19 protein-coding genes are annotated in these 18,261 nt (G+C 68.3%); 15 read left to right on the top strand and 4 right to left on the bottom strand.

The genetic code is table 11. The features are described 5' to 3' along the window. Window positions 1–52: 52 nt before the first annotated feature. Window positions 53–631 carry a YqaA family protein gene (locus ACCD06_RS12065; RefSeq protein WP_085089780.1) on the top strand — a complete coding sequence of 193 codons (579 nt, stop codon included), beginning with the start codon at window positions 53–55 and terminating at the stop codon, window positions 629–631. 5 nt (window positions 632–636) lie between these two features. On the opposite strand, the gene ACCD06_RS12060 is transcribed toward ACCD06_RS12065, so the two are convergent. Further along, complete coding sequence (locus ACCD06_RS12060) at window positions 637–897, bottom strand: hypothetical protein (RefSeq protein ID WP_413340893.1); 261 nt, start codon at window positions 895–897, stop codon at window positions 637–639. Window positions 898–1,021: 124 nt separating this feature from the next. Here ACCD06_RS12060 and ACCD06_RS12055 point away from each other — a divergent pair, with 124 nt between their 5' ends. Continuing rightward, window positions 1,022–1,393 carry a hypothetical protein gene (locus ACCD06_RS12055; protein ID WP_211103610.1) on the top strand — a complete coding sequence of 124 codons (372 nt, stop codon included), beginning with the start codon at window positions 1,022–1,024 and terminating at the stop codon, window positions 1,391–1,393. 10 nt (window positions 1,394–1,403) lie between these two features. Beyond that, window positions 1,404–2,723 carry a replication-associated recombination protein A gene (locus tag ACCD06_RS12050; protein ID WP_109073819.1) on the top strand — a complete coding sequence of 440 codons (1,320 nt, stop codon included), beginning with the start codon at window positions 1,404–1,406 and terminating at the stop codon, window positions 2,721–2,723. Between the two features lie 63 nt (window positions 2,724–2,786). Here ACCD06_RS12050 and ACCD06_RS12045 read toward each other — a convergent pair whose 3' ends face one another. Both ACCD06_RS12045 and ACCD06_RS12040 read right to left on the bottom strand, forming a co-directional pair. Then, entirely contained in the window at window positions 2,787–3,014 is a 228-nt protein-coding gene (locus ACCD06_RS12045; protein WP_098739542.1) for a hypothetical protein, read from the bottom strand. Window positions 3,015–3,185: 171 nt separating this feature from the next. Continuing rightward, window positions 3,186–4,043 (bottom strand): cell envelope integrity EipB family protein, encoded by an 858-nt coding sequence (locus ACCD06_RS12040; RefSeq protein WP_247871524.1) that lies wholly within the window; start codon window positions 4,041–4,043, stop codon window positions 3,186–3,188. 108 nt (window positions 4,044–4,151) lie between these two features. Between ACCD06_RS12040 and ACCD06_RS12035 the strand changes: the two genes are divergently transcribed. The 6 genes from ACCD06_RS12035 (at window position 4,152) to ACCD06_RS12010 (ending at window position 12,709) form a co-directional block, all read left to right on the top strand. After that, on the top strand, window positions 4,152–5,180 hold the full coding sequence (locus ACCD06_RS12035; RefSeq protein ID WP_413340890.1) for a 2-hydroxyacid dehydrogenase: 1,029 nt from the start codon (window positions 4,152–4,154) through the stop codon (window positions 5,178–5,180). Window positions 5,181–5,435: 255 nt separating this feature from the next. Beyond that, window positions 5,436–6,152: a GGDEF domain-containing protein gene (locus ACCD06_RS12030; protein ID WP_109149854.1), complete on the top strand. Its 717-nt coding sequence runs from the start codon at window positions 5,436–5,438 to the stop codon at window positions 6,150–6,152. A 255-nt stretch (window positions 6,153–6,407) separates the two neighbouring features. After that, on the top strand, window positions 6,408–6,815 hold the full coding sequence (locus tag ACCD06_RS12025; RefSeq protein WP_085089773.1) for a response regulator: 408 nt from the start codon (window positions 6,408–6,410) through the stop codon (window positions 6,813–6,815). A gap of 41 nt (window positions 6,816–6,856) precedes the next feature. Further along, complete coding sequence (locus tag ACCD06_RS12020; RefSeq protein WP_109073815.1) at window positions 6,857–8,251, top strand: PleD family two-component system response regulator; 1,395 nt, start codon at window positions 6,857–6,859, stop codon at window positions 8,249–8,251. Window positions 8,252–8,343: 92 nt separating this feature from the next. Next, window positions 8,344–9,009, top strand: a complete 666-nt coding sequence (locus ACCD06_RS12015) for a phosphatase PAP2 family protein (protein WP_136704245.1) — start codon at window positions 8,344–8,346, stop codon at window positions 9,007–9,009. A 196-nt stretch (window positions 9,010–9,205) separates the two neighbouring features. Then, complete coding sequence (locus tag ACCD06_RS12010) at window positions 9,206–12,709, top strand: DEAD/DEAH box helicase (protein ID WP_413340887.1); 3,504 nt, start codon at window positions 9,206–9,208, stop codon at window positions 12,707–12,709. Window positions 12,710–12,720: 11 nt separating this feature from the next. Here ACCD06_RS12010 and ACCD06_RS12005 read toward each other — a convergent pair whose 3' ends face one another. Then, on the bottom strand, window positions 12,721–13,230 hold the full coding sequence (locus ACCD06_RS12005; RefSeq protein WP_413340885.1) for a DUF4405 domain-containing protein: 510 nt from the start codon (window positions 13,228–13,230) through the stop codon (window positions 12,721–12,723). A 185-nt stretch (window positions 13,231–13,415) separates the two neighbouring features. Here ACCD06_RS12005 and ACCD06_RS12000 point away from each other — a divergent pair, with 185 nt between their 5' ends. The 6 genes from ACCD06_RS12000 to ACCD06_RS11975 all read left to right on the top strand — a co-directional run bounded on the left by ACCD06_RS12000 (window position 13,416) and on the right by ACCD06_RS11975 (window position 18,108). Further along, on the top strand, window positions 13,416–14,300 hold the full coding sequence (locus ACCD06_RS12000; protein WP_136704242.1) for an AraC family transcriptional regulator: 885 nt from the start codon (window positions 13,416–13,418) through the stop codon (window positions 14,298–14,300). A gap of 22 nt (window positions 14,301–14,322) precedes the next feature. Further along, window positions 14,323–15,057: an AzlC family ABC transporter permease gene (locus ACCD06_RS11995; protein ID WP_247882785.1), complete on the top strand. Its 735-nt coding sequence runs from the start codon at window positions 14,323–14,325 to the stop codon at window positions 15,055–15,057. After that, complete coding sequence (locus ACCD06_RS11990; RefSeq protein WP_413340882.1) at window positions 15,050–15,358, top strand: AzlD family protein; 309 nt, start codon at window positions 15,050–15,052, stop codon at window positions 15,356–15,358. Before ACCD06_RS11995 ends, ACCD06_RS11990 begins: the two co-directional genes overlap by 8 nt. Before the next feature lie 56 nt (window positions 15,359–15,414). After that, complete coding sequence (gene rsmA / locus ACCD06_RS11985; protein WP_413340880.1) at window positions 15,415–16,323, top strand: 16S rRNA (adenine(1518)-N(6)/adenine(1519)-N(6))-dimethyltransferase RsmA; 909 nt, start codon at window positions 15,415–15,417, stop codon at window positions 16,321–16,323. Next, on the top strand, window positions 16,320–16,739 hold the full coding sequence (gene arfB, locus ACCD06_RS11980) for an alternative ribosome rescue aminoacyl-tRNA hydrolase ArfB (RefSeq protein WP_413340878.1): 420 nt from the start codon (window positions 16,320–16,322) through the stop codon (window positions 16,737–16,739). Before rsmA ends, arfB begins: the two co-directional genes overlap by 4 nt. A 133-nt stretch (window positions 16,740–16,872) precedes the next feature. Beyond that, window positions 16,873–18,108 (top strand): MFS transporter, encoded by a 1,236-nt coding sequence (locus ACCD06_RS11975; protein WP_413340876.1) that lies wholly within the window; start codon window positions 16,873–16,875, stop codon window positions 18,106–18,108. Window positions 18,109–18,261 lie beyond the last annotated feature (153 nt).

Here is an 18,261-nt window from a genome sequence, read left to right as displayed (position 1 = left end):
CCCTTCCTTCGGGCCCCCCGGAGGAAGGGTTTTCTCTTTTGTGGCCGGTCGAATGTTGCGTTCCCTTTACACGCGCCTCCAGCGCCTGTCCGCCCGCGACGATGCCGTCTGGTGGATGTCGGCGATCTCCTTCGCCGAAAGCTCCTTCTTCCCATTGCCGCCGGACGTGATGCTGGTGCCGATGTGCCTGGAGAAGCCGAAGCGACTCTGGTTCTACACCAACATCTGCGCCTTCGCGTCGCTTCTGGGCGGCCTGCTGGGCTACGCGCTGGGCTTTTATCTGTTCGAAAGCGTCGGGCGGATGATCATCGACTTCTACAATGCGCAGGAGTCGTTCCATCATTTCCAGGAGATGTTCACCGAGTTCGGCCCCTGGTTCCTGATCCTGAAGGGGGTGACGCCGATCCCCTACAAGCTGCTGACGATCACCGCCGGATTCGCCCATCTTGATCTGACGGTCTTCATCCTCTGTTCGATCGTCGCGCGCTTCTCCCGATTCTACATGATCGCCATCCTGCTGCATTTCTACGGACCGCAGGTTCAGCACATCATCGAGAAGCGGCTGATGCTGGTGGCCACCGTCCTTCTGGTCGTCGTGGTCGGCGGCCTGCTCAGCTTCAAGTTCGTCTGAGCGACTCAGTCCGGCATGCCCTGGTCCTGGCGGTCACGCCGGGACGGGGGCAGGGCGTCACGGTCGGCACGGTCACGGCGCACGATCATGACGATGGCGACCGCCACGAACAGCCCGCCCAGCAGCGGGATGATCATCTCGGCCATGCCGACATTGGGCAGCGCCGGCGCGCGCGAGGCCAGCATGACGAGGCCAAGGACAAGCAGCGCCAGCAGCAGTCGCAGGGACCGGTTGCGCGGCGGTCTGCCGTCCGATTTCGGAGTCATTTCAGTCATTCCCTTCTTACAGCTGATATCGGCATAGTGGGGGCCGAACGGGGGATGGTCCAGAGGGGTGTGGCATTCCGTCATGTCCATGGCCGTCCTCACAACAAGAAGAATAGGAGCCGTCGTGGCTAAGTTCCGTCCGGTCCGTCTCATCGCCCCGCTCATGGCCGTGGCCCTTCTCGGCCTGTCGGCCTGCGCCGATCACCCGGCGTCGCGCCCTGCCGCCTCCGGTCCGGCGCCCACCGTCACCGTGGTCCCTGGTCCGTCCACCCCGCGCGGCGGTGCCGACGACCAGTCGTTGCGGATCGATGGCGGCACCGGTGCCGGCGCCTCCTGTCAGGCCCAGTGCGAGCGGAGCCACAATGTGTGCATGGATTCGGTCGCCGCGCGCAACCAGGGCGGCATCGACCGCGCCGATTCGACCCCGTTCAGCCCGACCGACAACTGCAGCTATCAGCTGAAGCAGTGCTATCAGCGCTGCGGCGCGGCGCGCTGAGGCACCCATCATGGCGAAACGCGGCGAGTCGGGCGGGGATGCCGGGCTATTCGAGTCGGCGGCTCCCCGCCCGCTCGCCGACCGGCTGCGCCCGCGCACGCTGGACGAGGTGGTCGGGCAGGATCACCTGCTGAAGCCCGACGGGCCGCTGGGTCGCATGGTCGCGGCGCGGCGGCTGGCCTCCATGATCCTGTGGGGGCCGCCTGGTTGCGGCAAGACCACCATCGCCCGTCTGCTGGCCCACAGCACCGACCTGCATTTCGAACCGCTGTCGGCGGTCTTCTCCGGCGTCGCCGATCTGCGCAAGGTGTTCGATGCCGCACGGGCCCGGCGGGTGGCGGGGCAGGGCACGCTGCTGTTCATCGACGAGATCCATCGCTTCAACCGCTCCCAGCAGGACGGTTTCCTGCCTTTCGTCGAGGACGGCACGGTCACGCTGGTGGGCGCCACGACCGAGAATCCGTCCTTCGAACTCAACGCCGCCTTGCTGTCACGGGCGCAGGTGTTCGTGCTCAACCGCCTGGACGATGCGGCGCTGGAAAAGCTGCTGTCGCGGGCGGAGGCGGAGATGGGCCGGCCGCTGCCGCTGGACGCCGACGCGCGCGCCGCGGTGAAGGCGATGGCCGACGGCGACGGCCGTTTCTGCCTGAACCTGTGCGAGGAGCTGTTCGCGCTGCCGGGCGAGACGGTGCTGGACACCAACGCGCTCGCCGCCACCATCCAGCGCCGCGCCCCGCTCTACGACAAGGCGCAGGAGGGGCATTACAACCTCATCAGCGCCCTGCACAAGTCGCTGCGCGGATCGGACACCGACGCGGCGCTCTACTGGTACAGCCGCATGCTGGATGGCGGGGAAGACCCGCGTTACATCGCGCGGCGCCTGACCCGTTTCGCGGTGGAGGATGTCGGGCTGGCCGATCCCAATGCCCTGACCCAGGCCATCGCCGCCTGGGAAGCCTATGAGCGGCTGGGCAGCCCTGAGGGCGAACTGGCCCTGGCGCAGCTGGTGATCTATCTGGGGACGGCGCCGAAGTCGAATGCCGGCTATACGGCCTACAAGTCGGCGGTGCGCGCGGCGAAGGAAACCGGTTCGCTGATGCCGCCCAAGCATATCCTGAACGCGCCGACCAAGCTGATGAAGACCATCGGCTACGGCAAGGGATACGAGTACGACCACGACACGGCGGAGGGCTTCTCCGGGCAGAACTACTTCCCCGAAGGGATGGCGCGGCGCGAGTTCTACCAGCCGGTGGAGCGTGGGTTCGAACGCGACCTGCGCAAGCGGCTGGACTATTGGGCGCGACTGCGCGAGCGGCGGGGGGAGGAGTAAGGGGCGGACGTCATGCCGGTGTCGGAATGACGACGTTGAATAACGTCCGCTGAACCGCGCCCTTTACGCGGCCATCCCATCGGCCGGCGCCGAGGCGATCAGGCGATAGTGGCTGGTGTCGGCGAGGACCGAGCAGCTGAGGGTCTTCGACACGCCCTCGTCTTCGGTGCTGACGACGCGGGCGTGCGGGATGCCCAGCAGGTTGACCGTTGCCGTCACCCGCCAACCGCGGCCGCCGGCGCTGCCGACCGGTTGGAAAACCTGCCCGATCTGGACATGCTTCTTGCTCATGACGGATAAACCCTCGGACGGCCGGTTGCCCATGGGCTAAATCCGGCCTGTTGCGCAAAACCCCAACCCGCAGTTAAGCGCAGCGGCGAGTCGCGATCAACAGGGAAACCATCGGATGTCCCCTGGATCGGCAAACCCGATGTGAATTGTCACGGGCGCGTTGCGCCGCCGTCAACATCCCGACTTCGGCAGCGCCTCGATCTTGTCCAGCACCGCGTTGACGGTGAAATCGCCATAGTCGATCTGCATGGACTCGGCGATGCCGTTTTCCAGCAGATGCAGGCTCATCTCATACTCCGGCTGGGCCGAATCGCTCTGCGTCGGGAAAAACGCCATGCGGACCGGCCAGGCCTTGCCCACCTTCAGCAGCGGGTCCTTGCCGGCGTCCGTCGGCGCGCCGGGCTTGCCGACGACGGTCGACACCTCGGTCGGTCCTTCCGCGTCGGACCCGTCGAAGATCGTGCGGGTGAAGAAGGGGTCCTTCCGTTCGGCATGGTCCAGGATCGCCAGCGTGTGGGCGGTCGGGAACATGGTGCCGGCCGGCAGCTCCATCTCCTGCGGTTCGGGCTTGGTGAACTGGGCGGTGCCGGCGCCGTCGCGGTTCAGGTTCGCCTCGCCGCGCACCTCCTCGTCCACCTCGCCGTTGACCAGCTTGCGGACGTTGAAGCGGTAGCGCAGGCCGTCCTTCGATTCCCAGGTCGTGTAGTTGGTGTTCATCGCCATGTCGTCGCCTTCGCTGTAGACGAAGCGCAGCTGGAAGCGCTGCTCCGTCGTCCAGCCGTCGCAGGCGTCGGCCCATTCGAACATCATGCGGCCGCGGACGTCACTGACCTTCGATCCGTTGCGCGCCGAGGCGAGCGACATGGTGTAGATCGCCCGGTGCGGCTGGATCCTGGCCGCCACCGCCGCCATGGAGGTCGCGGCCGGCTGAGCCAGGGCAGGGGAGGCCGCGAGGAGCGCACCGGTGGAAACGGCGGCCGCGAGGACCGCGCCGACGGTTGCCGGAAAGGCGGAAAGACGGTCGAGCAAGACGGGATCCACAGGTGATTGACGGCTCTTGGTGAAGTATGGGTGTTTTTGCCGCGGTCCGAAAGGCCCGCCACCCGAATGTCTTATCAATGGAAGGGAACCGCCGGAATGACAAGCCCTGCCGAGTTGCCGTTTGCGGCGCAGTCGGACAGTCCCGATGCCCAGCCCTCTGCCCGCCCGGTGCTGCTGCTGACCCGCCGCCTTCCGGAAGCGGTGGAGGCGCGGGCCTCGCGCGATTACCGGGCCGTGTTCAATCCAGAAGACCGCGCCTTCAGCGGGGCGGAGATCGCCGCCCGTGCGGCGGAGGTTGGGGCCGACGCCGTGCTCTGCTGTGCCGGTGATCGGCTGGACTCCGCCGCCATCGCGGCCCTGCCGCAGCGGGTGCGGGTGCTGGCGACCTTCTCCGTCGGCACCGACCACATCGACCTGGAGGCGGCGCGCGCCCGCGGCCTGACCGTCACCAACACGCCCGACGTGCTGACCGACGCCACCGCCGACATCGCGCTGCTTCTTCTGCTGGGTGCCGCGCGCCGCGCCTCGGAGGGCGAGCGGATGATACGCGCCAACGCATGGACCGGCTGGACCCCGACCCAGCTGATGGGCACCCATGTCGGCGGCAAGCGGCTGGGCATCGTCGGCATGGGCCGCATCGGACAGGCGGTGGCGGCCCGCGCCCGCGCCTTCGGCATGACCATCCACTACAGCAACCGCCGGCGCCTGACCCCGGACCTCGAATTGGGCGCCATCTACCACGCCGACCCGGAGGCGATGCTGCCGGAGTGCGATGTCCTGTCGCTTCACTTCCCCGCCACGGCGGAAACCCGACATTGGCTGAACGCCGAACGGATCGGGCGGCTGCCGCCGGGGGCCATCCTCATCAACACGGCGCGCGGCAGCGTGGTGGACGATGAGGCCGTGATCGCCGCGCTGAAGACCGGGCGGTTGGCATCCGCCGGGCTCGACGTGTTCGAGAACGAGCCGAACCTGCATCCCGGCTACCGCGATCTGCCCAACGCCTTCCTGCTGCCGCATCTTGGCAGCGCCACGGTGGAAACGCGGAATGCCATGGGATTCAAGGCGCTGGACAACATCGATGCGGTGATGGCCGGCCGGCCGGCGCCGGATCGCGTGGCGTGACGGGTGGGTGGAGCCTTTTACCGGGCCTGCGTTTCGGCCGCCCCTTACCGGCAGGGATTTCCTGCCCCGAACGGTTGGGGTGGGCAGAAGATGCCGGTCCGGTAGGAAAGAGGCTCCATCCCTTGCCGATGATCCGGCGGCGCAATCCGCCGGAAATGCATAAAATGCTTGGTATCTGCGGGGTGCGGCGGGTTGGCACAGCGGTTGCTTGGGTAGAGGCGAAGTGTTCCGACCTTCATCAGAGGAGCCGACCCCATGAACGCCATCGTCGCCGCCCTGGACCTGAAGCACCACACCTCCGACCGTTTCGACGTGCCGGCCGGATGGTCGCCGGTCGCTTTGGCTTCGCGTGTCGGGCTTCTGCGGGGGACCGAGCGCCAGACGCTGGACGAGACGATCGCGCTGCTCGCCGAAGCCAAGGAGACGATCGCCGAGTTGCATGAGCGCATCGCCTACCTGGAAAGCCTGACGATGACGGACGAGCTGACCGGCCTGTTGAACCGGCGCGGCTTCTACAGCCACTTCCGGCGCGAGTTGGCCTCTGCCCGCCGCAACGGGTCCGCCGGCGGCCTGCTGGTCATGATCGACCTGGACGGCTTCAAGGCCATCAACGACACCCACGGCCATATCGCCGGCGACGCCTATCTGCGGCAGGTGGCGCGGATGATCGTCGGCAATGTCCGGCAGGAGGACGTGGTCGCCCGGCTGGGCGGCGACGAGTTCGCCGTGCTGCTGACCAACACCGACACCGCCAGCGGCCTCGCCCGCGCCCGCCAGTTGGCCGCCATCGCCGACGCCACCCATGTGGAGTGGGGTGGGCAGTCGCTGCCGGTCCGTTTCTCCGTCGGCACCCAGCCCTACGGCGCCGACGACAGCGAGGACGAGGTGATGCGCCGCGCCGACGCCATGATGTACGGCGCCAAGGGGGCCCGCCGCCGCGATGCCAAGCGCAAAACCAGGCGGGCTGCCTGAGCCGTCGCCCCGCTCCATCCCGGTATATTGCCGTTGTCGATAACCGATCGCCGTCCGCGTCCGCCGCGGGCGGTTTTCGTTTGAATGCAGGGTGGTCCGCGGTCATCAGGGCTGTCATCCAGCGGTCCGGTAACGACTATTTAACCGTCGCGACCTAATCAGAAAGGGGATATACCGGTCTTGCGACCCCGCAACTGCGGTACGCAATCCGGCAATGGACAGCGTGAACGCGGGGGTCACACCCAGGGAGGATGCATGTCAGCGGAGCCTTGCGGTCCATTGGCGACCGGTGGTGGGCCGACGAAGACCGTCCTCATCGTCGAGGACAACGAGCTGAACATGAAGCTCTTTCATGACCTGCTCGAAGCGCACGGCTATGGCACGCTGCAGACCCGCGAAGGCATGGAGGCGATGCGGCTGGCCCGTCAGCACCGCCCCGACCTGATCCTGATGGACATCCAGCTGCCGGAGGTTTCCGGGCTGGAGGTGACCCGCTGGATCAAGGACGATCCGGATCTGAGGAGCATTCCGGTCGTGGCCGTCACCGCCTTCGCCATGAAAGGTGACGAAGAGAAAATCCGTCAGGGCGGTTGCGAGGATTATGTCGCAAAGCCCATTTCGGTTGTGAAGTTCCTCGAAACAGTCAAGAAGTTTCTCGGCTAAGTCTGTTTTCTCTGTAGCAATTCTGCAGGAATTTCCTTCCGATGTCCGCGCGTGTCCTTGTCGTCGACGATGTACTGCCGAATGTGAAGCTGCTCGCGGCGAAGCTGACGCGCGAGTACTTCAATGTTCTGACGGCCTTCAACGGACCCGACGCGCTTGAGATGGTGCGGAAGGAATCGCCGGACATCGTCCTGCTGGACGTGATGATGCCGGGCATGGACGGGTTCGAGGTGTGCGAGAAGATCCGCTCCGATCCCGCCACCATGCACATCCCCGTGGTGATGGTCACGGCGCTGTCGGACATCGCCGACCGCGTCCGCGGCCTGGAGGCCGGGGCCGACGATTTCCTGACCAAGCCGGTGAACGACATCGCGCTGTTCGCGCGCGTCCGCTCGCTGGTTCGGCTGAAGATGATGATGGACGAATGGCGCCTGCGTGAAAGCACGTCCGGCCAGTTCGGCGTCATCGAGCGCAGCGGCACCATGCTGAGCGAATCCTTCGAGCGCGCCAATGTGCTGGTGCTGGAGGACTCCGCCCTCGACCTGGAAAAGGTGACGGAGACGCTTCAGCGCGACCACAACATGGTGTTCTCCGCCGACACCGGCGCCAAGGCGCTGGAACGCGCGCTGGGCACGCCGCTCGATCTGGTGGTGGTCAGCCTGACCCTGCTGAACGAGGACGGGCTGCGCCTCTGCTCGCAGTTGCGCTCGCACGAGCGCACGCGGCAGGTGCCGATCCTGCTGATGGTGGACGACGGCGACCTGGGGCAGGTGGCGAAGGGGCTGGAACTCGGCGCCAACGATTACGTCGTCAAGCCGGTCGACCGGAATGAACTGCTGGCCCGCGCCCGCACCCAGATCCGGCGCAAGCGCTATCAGGAACGGCTGCGCTCCAATTACGAGCAGAGCCTGTCGATGGCGCTGACCGACAGCCTGACCGGCGTCTTCAACCGCCGTTACGTCAACGCCCATCTGCCGCGGCTGCTGGAACGCGCCATCGACAGCCACAAGCCGGTGTCGGTGCTGATGTTCGACATCGACCATTTCAAGGTGGTCAACGACACCTACGGCCATGCCATCGGCGACGAGGTGCTGCGCGAGGTATCCGCCCGCGCCAGCCGCAACCTGCGCACCTTCGACCTCGTCGCCCGGTTGGGTGGCGAGGAGTTCATCGTCATCCTGCCGGACACCGACGGGGAAGCCGCGCTGATCGTCGCCGAACGCTTGCGTTCGCGCATCGCCGACACGCCCTTCGCCGTGTCGACCGGCCACGGCGAGATCAACGTGACGGTGTCCGTCGGCATCTCGATCGGCGGACGGCTGGGCGATACCGCCGAAGGACTGGTCCGCCGGGCCGACGAAGCGCTGTACGAAGCCAAGCGGTCGGGCCGGAACTGCGTCATCGCCGACGCCCGCGCCGACCAGTTGGAGGGGTAGGGGCGGGGCTTTCGACTCGTCCTCTTGCCGATCCTGCTGCGCCGCACCATCTGGCAAAGCCGTTCGTTATCACCGGCATCCATGGGGGACCGATGCTCGCCATCGCCAGCGGCGCCATCACCCATCTGGGCAGCAGCAGCCTTCTCGTACCGCTTTCCGCCCTCTATGCGACCGCGCTGTGGCGGCACCATTCGGCGCCGCTGGCGCTGCGCTGGCTGCTCGCCCTGTCGCTGTGCCTGGGCGCCATGGTGGTGCTGAAGCTGGTGGGGCATGGCTGTGGTCTGCCGGACTTCCCGCTGTTCCCGTCTCTGTTCTCCGGCGACCGTTTCGTCAGCCCCAGCGGTCATGCCGCCTTCTCCGCCGTCTTCTACGGGTCGGTGTCGGCGCTGGCGGCGCGCAGTGCCCGATCGCGCTGGCTCCGCATCGCGCTGCCGCTGGCGGCGGTGGCGCTGGTGCTGGCCATCGGCGCCTCGCGTGTCGCCGTCTCCGCCCATTCGGGGGCGGAGGTGGTGGCCGGGCTGATGATCGGCGGGCTGTCTGCCCTGCTGTTCCTGTGGAGCAGCCGCAAGGACGCCGTCCCGCGCCTGCGTCCCTCCCCCTGGCTGGCGGGGGCGATGGCGCTGGGGCTGGCCCTTCTGGTCCATGCCGGCGATCCGTCCTTCGTCGAGGGAACGATCCGCTGGGCCGCCCATCAGTTGGACAGCGAGGGCGGCCTGTGCGAACTGGCCAGCCGGGTATTCCCCGGCAATCGCGGGTAAATCACCAACCGGGGTGAAGCCGCTGTCGTCCTGTGCTATGACGGACGGCCGCACTCGGTTCCGCCGTTGCGGCACCGTTCGCGTCAATGCTTGCGCCTAAGGCTTGCGCCACGCCGCGCAAGATCCTATACCGACGCCCCGTTTCCGTTCCGTTCCGCCCCATTCCATCAGCTTTCGCCTGGTCACCTCGCACCGCATGTCGCTTTTCGATGCCCTGCCGCGTGGCCCTTCGTCGGGTGGCGCCGCCGTCCCCTTCGGTCAGGAGGACCTGACGCGCGTCTTCGATGCCAAGACGCTGCAGCGGGGCCGCACGCTGATGATGACCGGTGCGGTGACGCTGGGTCCTCCCGGCGGCGACCGGATCGAGGCGGAGGTCAGCGACCTCGGACGGCGGCTGTCGGTGACGGTGACGCCGGTGCAGGGCAAGCGCAGCATCGTGCTCGACCGCAGTTGTTCCTGTGGCCGCAACGCCTGCGCCCATATGGCCGCGGCGGCGATGCTGGCGCTGGAAAGCCGGCCGGAATGGCGCCGCGCCTCCCTGTTCGATGTCGCCGACGTGAAGGCGCCGCTGGCACCGCCTCCGCCTCCGCCGCCTGTACCCGTCGCGCCCACGCCTGCCGCAGCGGCCCCTTTGGCACCGCCCGCTCCCAAGGCCCCGCTTACCCTGGTCCGCCCGCCGGTCCCGCCGCCGATCCGCAGCGTGGCGCCGCCTCCACCTCCGGCGCCCAAGCCGGAGCCGGTGCGCAGCCTGCGCTGGACGCTGGAGCCGGGGCAGGGCGACGTCGCCTGCTACATCCTGGTGGAATTCGTGGCGGAGGGGGCGGCCGACGCCAGCCCTGCCACTCCGCGCGACGTGCTGGCCAAGGCGCCGCGCTCTGTCGACGGGGACGCCGACCGTGCCATCGCCCGGCTGCTCGGCGGCGGCGGGACCGAACGCACCCCCGTTGCCAAGAGCCGGGGAGAGGCGGTGGACCGCCTGCTGCGCCGCCTGCTGTCCACCGGCCGCCTGCGCTGGCGCGACGGCACCCCGCTGGCCGAGGGGCCGGGCCGCACCGTCCGCGCCTTCCGCGACCCCGCCACCCGCAAGCTGCGCCCGACCGGCCTGCCCGAACGCAGCGTGCTGGTGAAGGGTCAGTCCTATTGGTGCGTGGACAGTGCCTCCGGCACCGTCTTCCCGGTCGACCTCCAGGTGGTGGAGGTGCCGAAGGCCAAGCCGGTACCGGCCGCTCCGCCACCGCCGCCGGTTCCGTCCAAATCGCCCCCGTCCAAATCGACCCCGTCCCGCCTGTTCGGTCCGTCGCGCAGTGGTGTGGCGTCGATGCCGCGCATCACCCCACCGCCGCCCTCCATCGCGACATCCAGCTTCCGCGACAACGCCATCCCCGGCGTGCGCAGCGGGGCGGCCGATGCGGCGGCCATCGTCGAGCGCTCCCCCCGCATCATCGCCCGCCTCGGCCGCGTGGTGACGCCGGCCGACGGGCTGGTCGACGTGCTGCGCCTCTCCTTCGACTATGGCGAGCCCGGCCGCGCGGTGGAGATCGAGCCCGACGACCAGCGCCAGTTCGCCCGCTATGAGGACGACTTCGGCGATGTCACCTTCGTCCGCCGCGACAAGGCCGACGAGCAGGCGGCGCTGGATCGGCTGTCCGGCCTAGGCTTCGCCCAGGCGCGGATCGAGCCGCCGAAGGGCGCGCTGAACGCCCGCGGCTCCCGCGTCCATTGGCTGACCGGCCGGGACGTGGAGGAGCGTTGGCAGCATTTCCTGACCAACGAGGTCCCCGCCCTGACCAAGGCCGGCTGGATCATGGAGGTCGGCGCCGATTTCGGCACCAAGGTCATCGAACCGGGTGCGGAGGTCGAGGTTGCCGTCCGCGATGCCGGCGACGGCTGGTTCGATCTGGATGTCGGCGTGGAGATCGATGGCGAGCGCCAGCCGCTTCTGCCGATCCTCGCCCGGTTGGTGGAAAAGGGCGGCCTGTCGACCACCCGTGTCATCGACGGCCGCGCCCACATCGTGCTGGACGACGGCAATGTTCTGGCCCTGCCGGCCGAGCGGATCGAGCGGCTGCTCAGCGTTCTCGAAGCGATGCTGGACAGCGGGCGCAGCAGCGGCGACCGGCTGAAGGTGCCGCTGGCCGAGGCCGACTCGCTGCTGGACATCGATGATTTGATCGCCCGGCGCGGCGACGAGACGGCACAGATCGACGGCTATCTCCAGCGCCTGCGCGCCGACGAGATGCCGGGCGACATGACCCCGCCGCCGGGTTTCAAGGGCGAACTGCGCGATTACCAACGCGGCGGTCTGGCCTGGATGCAGAGCCTGCGCGCCAACAACGTCGCCGGCATCCTGGCCGACGACATGGGTCTGGGTAAGACCGCCCAGACGCTGGCCCACATCGCCATGGAGGAGCATGAGGGCCGGTTGACCGAGCCCTGCCTTGTGGTCGTCCCGACCAGCCTCGTGCCCAACTGGGTCGCGGAGTCGGAGCGCTTCACCCCGCATCTGCGCGTCGTTGTGCTGCATGGAGTCGACCGCCACGGCAAGCTGTCGGAGATCGACCGCGCCCACATCGTCGTCACCACCTATGGCGTGGTGGCGCGCGACGTCGATCTGCTGAAGCGCCTGACCTGGCACATGATCGTGCTGGACGAGGCGCAGGCGATCAAGAACCCCGACGGCAAGGCGACCCGCGCGGTGGCGGCGCTTCCGGCGCGGCATCGGCTCTGCCTGTCCGGCACGCCGGTGGAGAACAATCTGGGCGAGCTGTGGAGCCAGTTCGCCTTCCTGATGCCGGGCCTGCTGGGCGACCGCAAGGATTTCGGCAAGCGTTACCGCGTTCCCATCGAGAAGCGCGGCGACAACACCCGCGCCAACCTGCTGATGCGCCGCATCCGCCCCTTCCTGCTCCGCCGCACCAAGGAGGCGGTGGCGAAGGAACTGCCGCCGAAGACCGAGGTGGTGGTGCGCATCGACCTGGAACGCGACCAGCGCGACCTCTACGAGACCATCCGCCTGTCGGTGAACGAGACGGTGCGCGCGGCGCTGGCCGCCAGCGGCAAGGGGCTGGGCCAGAACGCCATCGCGGTGATCGACGCGCTGTTGAAGCTGCGGCAGGTCTGCTGCGATCCGCGCCTGCTGAAATCCATCGCCGCGCTGGGCGGCAAGGCACGGCCGAGCGCCAAGCTGCACGCCCTGACCGAAATGGTGAAGGAGATGGTGCCGGAAGGCCGGCGCATCCTGATCTTCTCGCAGTTCACCACCATGCTCGACCTCATCAAGCTGGAGTTGGAGAAGGCGCACATCCCCTATGTCGAGCTGACCGGCCGCACGCTGGACCGCGCCGAGCCGGTGAACCGCTTCCAGAACCGCGAGGTTCCGGTCTTCCTCATCAGCCTGAAGGCCGGCGGGCGCGGCCTGAACCTGACCGCCGCCGACACGGTGATCCATTACGATCCCTGGTGGAATCCGGCCGCTGAGGATCAGGCGACCGACCGGGCCTATCGCATCGGCCAGGACAAGCCGGTCTTCGTCTACAAGCTGATCGCCGCCAACACGGTGGAGGAACGCATTCTCGACCTCCAGCGCCGCAAGGGCAGCCTGTCCGCCGCCACCATCGAGGGCAAGGGGCTGGTCAGTGCTCTCGACGGCGGTGACATCGACTATCTCCTCGGTGACGGCGAGGAAGACGGGGAGGAGTAGGCGCTCTGGCCTCAGTGCGCCCGCTTCGCCGCCAGCAGGCTGGCGACCGCCGCGCCATTCTTGCCGGCGCGCTCGCCGATGGCGGTCAGGGTCTCGCCCGGCGTGGCGTCGATGTTCGCGGTCTTCAGCACCTCCACCGCCTTGTCGGGCGTGAGGCCCAGCGCCGGGGCGGCGGCTTCGAGCGTAGCCCCCGACAGCGCGCCGAACACCGCACCCGGATTGACGCTGCCGCCGCCGGTGGTGCCGGTCATGCCGGTGAAGACCACCGATACGACGATGGTGGCGACGAAGGCGGCCTTCGCGGCGTACCGCTTCAGATAGCCCAGGAAAGCCCGCCAGTTCTTCACCAGATGCCAGAGCGCGATGGCGGAGAACGCCATGCTCAGCCATTCGTGGGAAAAGCGCACCAGCCCGGTATTCCAGTGCAGGAGCAGCATCACGCCGGTCACCGTGGACACGACGAAGGTGACGATGGTGACGGGGGTGACCACGTCGCGGGTCATGGTCTTGGAGATGGTCATGGCAGTCGCCCTTGATCCGGTGTCATTTCTTGTTGGCGGCCATGATCGCGCGCGACTGTAACTGGACAATATCCGGCGGGGTGCGGCTGTGTAACAGTGTGTAACGCGCCGGCCGGCGTGCTATCGGCCGCTCCGCCCGCAATCCTGTCCAAGACGACCGTCACGCCCTCCTGTTAGACTGCGGCATGGACCAGCAATCAGCACTAAGCCAGACTCCGGCCGGCGGCGGCGATTTCGCCCGTTTGTGGCGGGAGGCGCGCTTCGATGGCATGGAATGCCTGAACGCCCGATTCCAGCGCCACAGCTATGCCCCGCACACGCACGAGACCTATGTGGTCGGCGTCATCACCGCCGGGACCGAGCTGTACCGCTGCCGCGGCACCGAGCGGGTGGCGCGGGCCGGACAGGTCGTGGTTCTGGATCCGGAGGTTCTGCATGACGGCCGCCCAGCCGAGGACGGCTATGCCTACCGCATGTTCTATCCGTCGGTGGCGCTGTTCGAACAGGCGATGGCCGATGCGCTGGGCCGGCCCGTCACCCCGCATTTCGCCGCCACCGAACTGGACGACCCGGAGTTGTTTCAGGCCCTGCGCGGCCTGCACCATGGGCTGGAGGGGCCGTACCGCGAGCCGCTGCGCACCGACACCGACGCGCTGCGTGCCTTCACTGCGCTGGCCCTGCGCCATGGCGACCTGACCGCCCGCCCGCAAGATGCGGGGCAGGAGCCGGCGGCGGTCCGCCGCGCGCGGGAGTATCTGGACGCCCATCTCGACAGCCCGGTGGAACTGGCCGATCTGGCCGAGGCGGCGGGGCTCAGCCGCTTCCATCTGCTGCGCGTCTTCCGCGCGGCGGTGGGCACCACACCGCACGGCTATTTGACCGACCGCCGCGTCGCCCAGGCCAAGCGGCTGCTCGCCGGTCCGTTGCCGCTTGCCGACGTGGCGCTGACCTGCGGCTTCTGCGATCAGGCGCATTTCAACCGGGTGTTCAAGGGGCGGGTTGGCGTCTCCCCCGGCCAATACCGGCGCGGCAGCAATCCCGTCCAAGACGCACCCGCCGCGGCCGCCTAGTTTCGCAGCCATGAGCAAGCACATGAGCATGGGTAGCTACACCTTACCGGCATCCCCGCGGCAGGAGTTCGCGGCGGGCGTCGTCCATTGCCTGCCCATCGTGGCCGGTGCGGTTCCCTTCGGCTTCCTGCTGGGCAGTCTCGCCGCCAAGGCCGGGCTGTCGGCGCTGGACATGGGGTTGATGAGCGCACTGGTCTTCGCCGGCAGTTCCCAGTTCGTTGCGGTCGAACTGCTGGACAAGGGCAGTGCAGGGTTGGCCGTCGTCGGCGCCATCCTGCTGGTGAACCTGCGTCACCTGCTGATGGGCGCGACGCTGGAGCCGCGCTTTCGCGGCGTTCCGCGCGCACGGGCCGGGCTGGCGCTGTTCTTCATGACCGACGAGCAATGGGCGTTGGCTTTGCGCCGTGGGCCGGAGCTGACGCTGGCCTATTGGTACGGGGTGGCGGCGACGCTGTATCTGGCTTGGCTGACCAGCACGGTGGCCGGAACGCTGGCCGGGACGCTGATCGCCGACCCGGCCGCCTGGGGGCTGGATTTCACCTTCATCGCCGTCTTCCTGTGCCTGCTGGCCGGGTTCTGGCGCGGAGTCGGTTCGCTGCCGCCCTGGCTGGCGAGTGCCGCCGCCGCGCTGGTCGTGCATGCGCTGTCCTCCGGAGGGACGTGGCACATCCTGGCCGGCGCGCTGGCCGGCGGAGCGGTCGCCGCAATGCAAGCGAAGGGGCCGGGACAGGGGCAGGGGAGGGCGCAAGATGCTTGAGTCGCTGCACCTGGACTGGAGCGTCTTCGCCATCGTGCTGGGCGGGGCGCTGGTTACCTGGATGACGCGGATCGGTGGGCCGTGGCTGATCGCGCGGATCCGGCCCGGCCGGGCGGCGAGTGCCGCGCTGGAAGCCACGCCGGGCGCCGTCTTGGTCGCTCTGGTCGCGCCTGCCGCCCTGTCGCGTCCGTCCGACGCGTTGGCCGCCGCCTTCGTCTGCCTGATCGCCCGGCGCGTGCCGATGGTGGTCGCCGTGATGGCCGGCGTGGTCGCCGTCGTGATGCTGCGCCGCCTGCTGTAATCATTGTTGCAAACTGCCGTCTGGTGAAGCGGGCGGGGGATGCCTATAAGTCGGGAATGACCGATCCGATCTCCGCCCCGTCCGCGCCCGCATCCAACCCGGCTGCTTTCGACCCGCACGCCCTGCCGCCGCTGCGCGACGTGATCGCGCGTTTCGGGTTGGAGGCGCGCAAGTCGCTGGGGCAGAACTTTCTGCTCGACCTGAACCTGACGGGGCGGATCGCGCGCTCGGCCAACCTGCCGGCCGGCACCACCGCCATCGAGGTCGGTCCCGGTCCCGGCGGCCTGACCCGCGCGCTGCTGGCGACCAATGCGGTAAAGGTCATCGCCATCGAACGCGACCGCCGCTTCATCGAAGCGCTGCAGGACGTGATCGAGGCATCGCAGGGCCGCCTGAGCATCGTCGAGGCCGACGCCCTGACGGTGGACCCGGAAGACCTCGCCCCCGCGCCGCGCGCCATCGTCGCGAACCTGCCCTACAATATCGCGACCCCGCTTCTGCTCGGCTGGCTGGCGCGGATCGAGGCCTATGTCAGTCTGACCCTGATGTTCCAGAAGGAGGTCGCCGACCGGCTGGTGGCGAAACCGGGCAGCAAGGCCTATGGCCGGCTGTCTGTCATCACCCAGTGGCGCTCCGACGCCCGCGTGCTGTTCAACCTGCCGCCGCGCGCCTTCACCCCGCCGCCGAAGGTCGAATCGACGGTCGTCCACCTGACCCCGCGGGTGAACCCCGAACCGGCGGATTGGCGCGCGCTGGAACAGGTCACCGCCGCCGCCTTCGGCCAGCGCCGCAAAATGCTGCGCCAGAGCCTGAAGTCGCTGGGCAATGCCGAGGCCCTGCTGGAGGAAACCGGCATCGCCCCGACCGCCCGCGCCGAGGAGGTCGACGTCGCCGGCTTCGCCGCCCTGGCCCGCGCCTTCCGCGCCCGCCATCCGTTGGAGCCGCCAACGGGGGAGTCGACATGATCCGGGTCAATCCCCGCATCAGCCTGGACGAGAGCGAGTTGCAGGAGGAGTTCATCCGCGCCTCCGGCCCCGGCGGCCAGCACGTCAACAAGACGGAGACCGCGGTCCAATTGCGCTTCGACGTGCGGCGTTCGCCGAACCTGCCCGACCCGGTGCGCTACCGGCTGGAGCGGCTGGCCGGGTCCCGCCTGACCCAGGATGGCGTGCTGATCCTGGTGGCCGACCGCTACCGCTCGCAGATTCGCAACCGCGAAGACGCCCGCGAGCGCCTGATCGACCTGATCCGCGAAGCCGCCGCCCCGCCGCCGCCGCCCCGCCGCCCGACCAAGCCGACGAAGGGATCCAAGGAACGGCGACTGGAGGGCAAGGCCAAGCGGTCGGAGGTGAAGAAGATGCGCGGGAGCGTTCACGACTGACTCCGAGTCCTCTCCGGCATGCCCGCCATGAGGCAGGCGCATTGGACGGTTCAACCGACCCGTGCCAGCCTTGCGTTTCGCTTGCCTGTGAAACATTCCCCGGTCCGGACAGGTCCGGGGTCGGAGACGGTCCATGAGCCACCCTTCCGCCGCCCTGCCGTCGCCGACCTCGGCGCGGCTGTCCGTCGGGTTCGCCTGGGTCGGGCACTCGCTGATGCACATCGTGTCGGCGCTGTTCCTCACCATCGTGCTGGCGCTGGAAACGGAATGGAAGCTCTCCTATGACGAGCTGATCCGGCTGTGGACGCTGGGCGCCTTCATGATCGGGCTGGGGGCGCCGTTGGCCGGCTGGCTGGGCGACCGCTGGAGTTCGGCCGGCATGATCGCCGTCTTCTATCTGTTGACCGGTGGCGGCGCGGTTCTGGCCGGACTGTCGGACGGGCCGGAGATGCTGATGTGGTCGCTGGCCCTGCTGGGGCTGGGGGCGTCGATCTACCACCCCGTCGGCATGGCCTGGATGATGGCGAACGCCGAGAATCGCGGCAAGGCAATGGGCTGGCTCGGCCTGTTCGGTACCTTCGGCGTCGCCACCGCCGCGGTGGTCGCCGGCAGCCTGACGCAATGGCTGAACTGGCGCATGGCCTTCATCATCCCGGGTGCGCTCTGCATTGTGCTGGGCGTCGTTCTGGCCATGCTGATGATGACCGGCGTCGTTCAGGACCGCCATGCCGACGTGAAGCCGCAGCCCAAGCCGTCGCGCGGCGACGTGGTGCGCGCCTTCTTCGTGCTGTCGCTGACCATGGTCTGCGCCGGTCTGATCTTCAACGCCATGCAGGTGGTGCTGCCCAAGCTGTTCGAGGCGCGGCTGGGGGGCTGGCTCGGCACCGGCACGCTGGGGGTCGGCGGGCTGGTGACGGCGGTCTATCTGATTTCCGCACTGCCGCAGATGGTCGGCGGCGTGCTGGCCGACCGCCATTCGCTGAAGCGGGTCTATATGCTCTGCCTGCTGGCCCAGATCCCGCTGATGGCGGCGGTCGCCGTCCTGGCCGACGTGCCGCTGGTGGCCGCCGCCGCCTTCGTGGTCATCGCCTCGCAGACGCAGATCCCGGCGGAGAACATGCTGCTGGCCCGCTATACTCCGGACAAGCACCGCGGGCTGGCCTTCGGCGCCAAATACATCCTGTCCTTCGGCGCCGGCCCGCTGGCGGTGCAGCTGGTCGCCTGGGTCTATGAGCGCACGGGAGAGTTCACCATGCTCTACCTGACGCTGTCGGCGCTGGCCGCCTTGGCCTTCGCCGCCGCCCTGCTGCTGCCCGACGACCGCCGCAAGGCCGAACCGGTGGCGGAACCCCTGCCGGCGGCAGAGTGACGGCAGGGCATGGCGGGTCGGAGCATCGGGTTCGGCAGGCTCCGATTTTAAACCCTATACCATTGGCCGGTACGTCCCATTATACAGGATCGCTCTTGCCGATTATGGCAGCGGACTGGTTTTTCGTTTATCGAACTCCGGATGATAATTTTC

Source organism: Azospirillum sp. CT11-132 (assembly GCF_047302835.1).
In the GTDB taxonomy this organism is placed as follows: domain Bacteria; phylum Pseudomonadota; class Alphaproteobacteria; order Azospirillales; family Azospirillaceae; genus Azospirillum.
The sequence above is the reverse complement of the archived record's forward strand: the minus strand, read 5'-3'. Positions and strand labels throughout refer to the sequence as shown.

Bases quoted from the DNA above. Each gene is read 5' to 3' on its own strand.
- ACCD06_RS12025 (WP_085089773.1), top strand. From the start codon at position 6,408: ATGTCAGCGGAGCCTTGCGGTCCATTGGCGACCGGTGGTGGGCCGACG.
- ACCD06_RS12065 (WP_085089780.1), top strand. From the start codon at position 53: ATGTTGCGTTCCCTTTACACGCGCCTCCAGCGCCTGTCCGCCCGCGAC.
- rsmA (WP_413340880.1), top strand. From the start codon at position 15,415: ATGACCGATCCGATCTCCGCCCCGTCCGCGCCCGCATCCAACCCGGCT.
- ACCD06_RS12060 (WP_413340893.1), bottom strand. From the start codon at position 897: ATGACTCCGAAATCGGACGGCAGACCGCCGCGCAACCGGTCCCTGCGA.
- ACCD06_RS12000 (WP_136704242.1), top strand. From the start codon at position 13,416: ATGGACCAGCAATCAGCACTAAGCCAGACTCCGGCCGGCGGCGGCGAT.
- ACCD06_RS12035 (WP_413340890.1), top strand. From the start codon at position 4,152: ATGACAAGCCCTGCCGAGTTGCCGTTTGCGGCGCAGTCGGACAGTCCC.
- ACCD06_RS12030 (WP_109149854.1), top strand. From the start codon at position 5,436: ATGAACGCCATCGTCGCCGCCCTGGACCTGAAGCACCACACCTCCGAC.
- ACCD06_RS11990 (WP_413340882.1), top strand. From the start codon at position 15,050: ATGCTTGAGTCGCTGCACCTGGACTGGAGCGTCTTCGCCATCGTGCTG.
- ACCD06_RS12045 (WP_098739542.1), bottom strand. From the start codon at position 3,014: ATGAGCAAGAAGCATGTCCAGATCGGGCAGGTTTTCCAACCGGTCGGC.
- ACCD06_RS12015 (WP_136704245.1), top strand. From the start codon at position 8,344: ATGCTCGCCATCGCCAGCGGCGCCATCACCCATCTGGGCAGCAGCAGC.
- ACCD06_RS11975 (WP_413340876.1), top strand. From the start codon at position 16,873: ATGAGCCACCCTTCCGCCGCCCTGCCGTCGCCGACCTCGGCGCGGCTG.
- ACCD06_RS11995 (WP_247882785.1), top strand. From the start codon at position 14,323: ATGAGCATGGGTAGCTACACCTTACCGGCATCCCCGCGGCAGGAGTTC.
- arfB (WP_413340878.1), top strand. From the start codon at position 16,320: ATGATCCGGGTCAATCCCCGCATCAGCCTGGACGAGAGCGAGTTGCAG.
- ACCD06_RS12005 (WP_413340885.1), bottom strand. From the start codon at position 13,230: ATGACCATCTCCAAGACCATGACCCGCGACGTGGTCACCCCCGTCACC.
- ACCD06_RS12020 (WP_109073815.1), top strand. From the start codon at position 6,857: ATGTCCGCGCGTGTCCTTGTCGTCGACGATGTACTGCCGAATGTGAAG.
- ACCD06_RS12010 (WP_413340887.1), top strand. From the start codon at position 9,206: ATGTCGCTTTTCGATGCCCTGCCGCGTGGCCCTTCGTCGGGTGGCGCC.
- ACCD06_RS12050 (WP_109073819.1), top strand. From the start codon at position 1,404: ATGGCGAAACGCGGCGAGTCGGGCGGGGATGCCGGGCTATTCGAGTCG.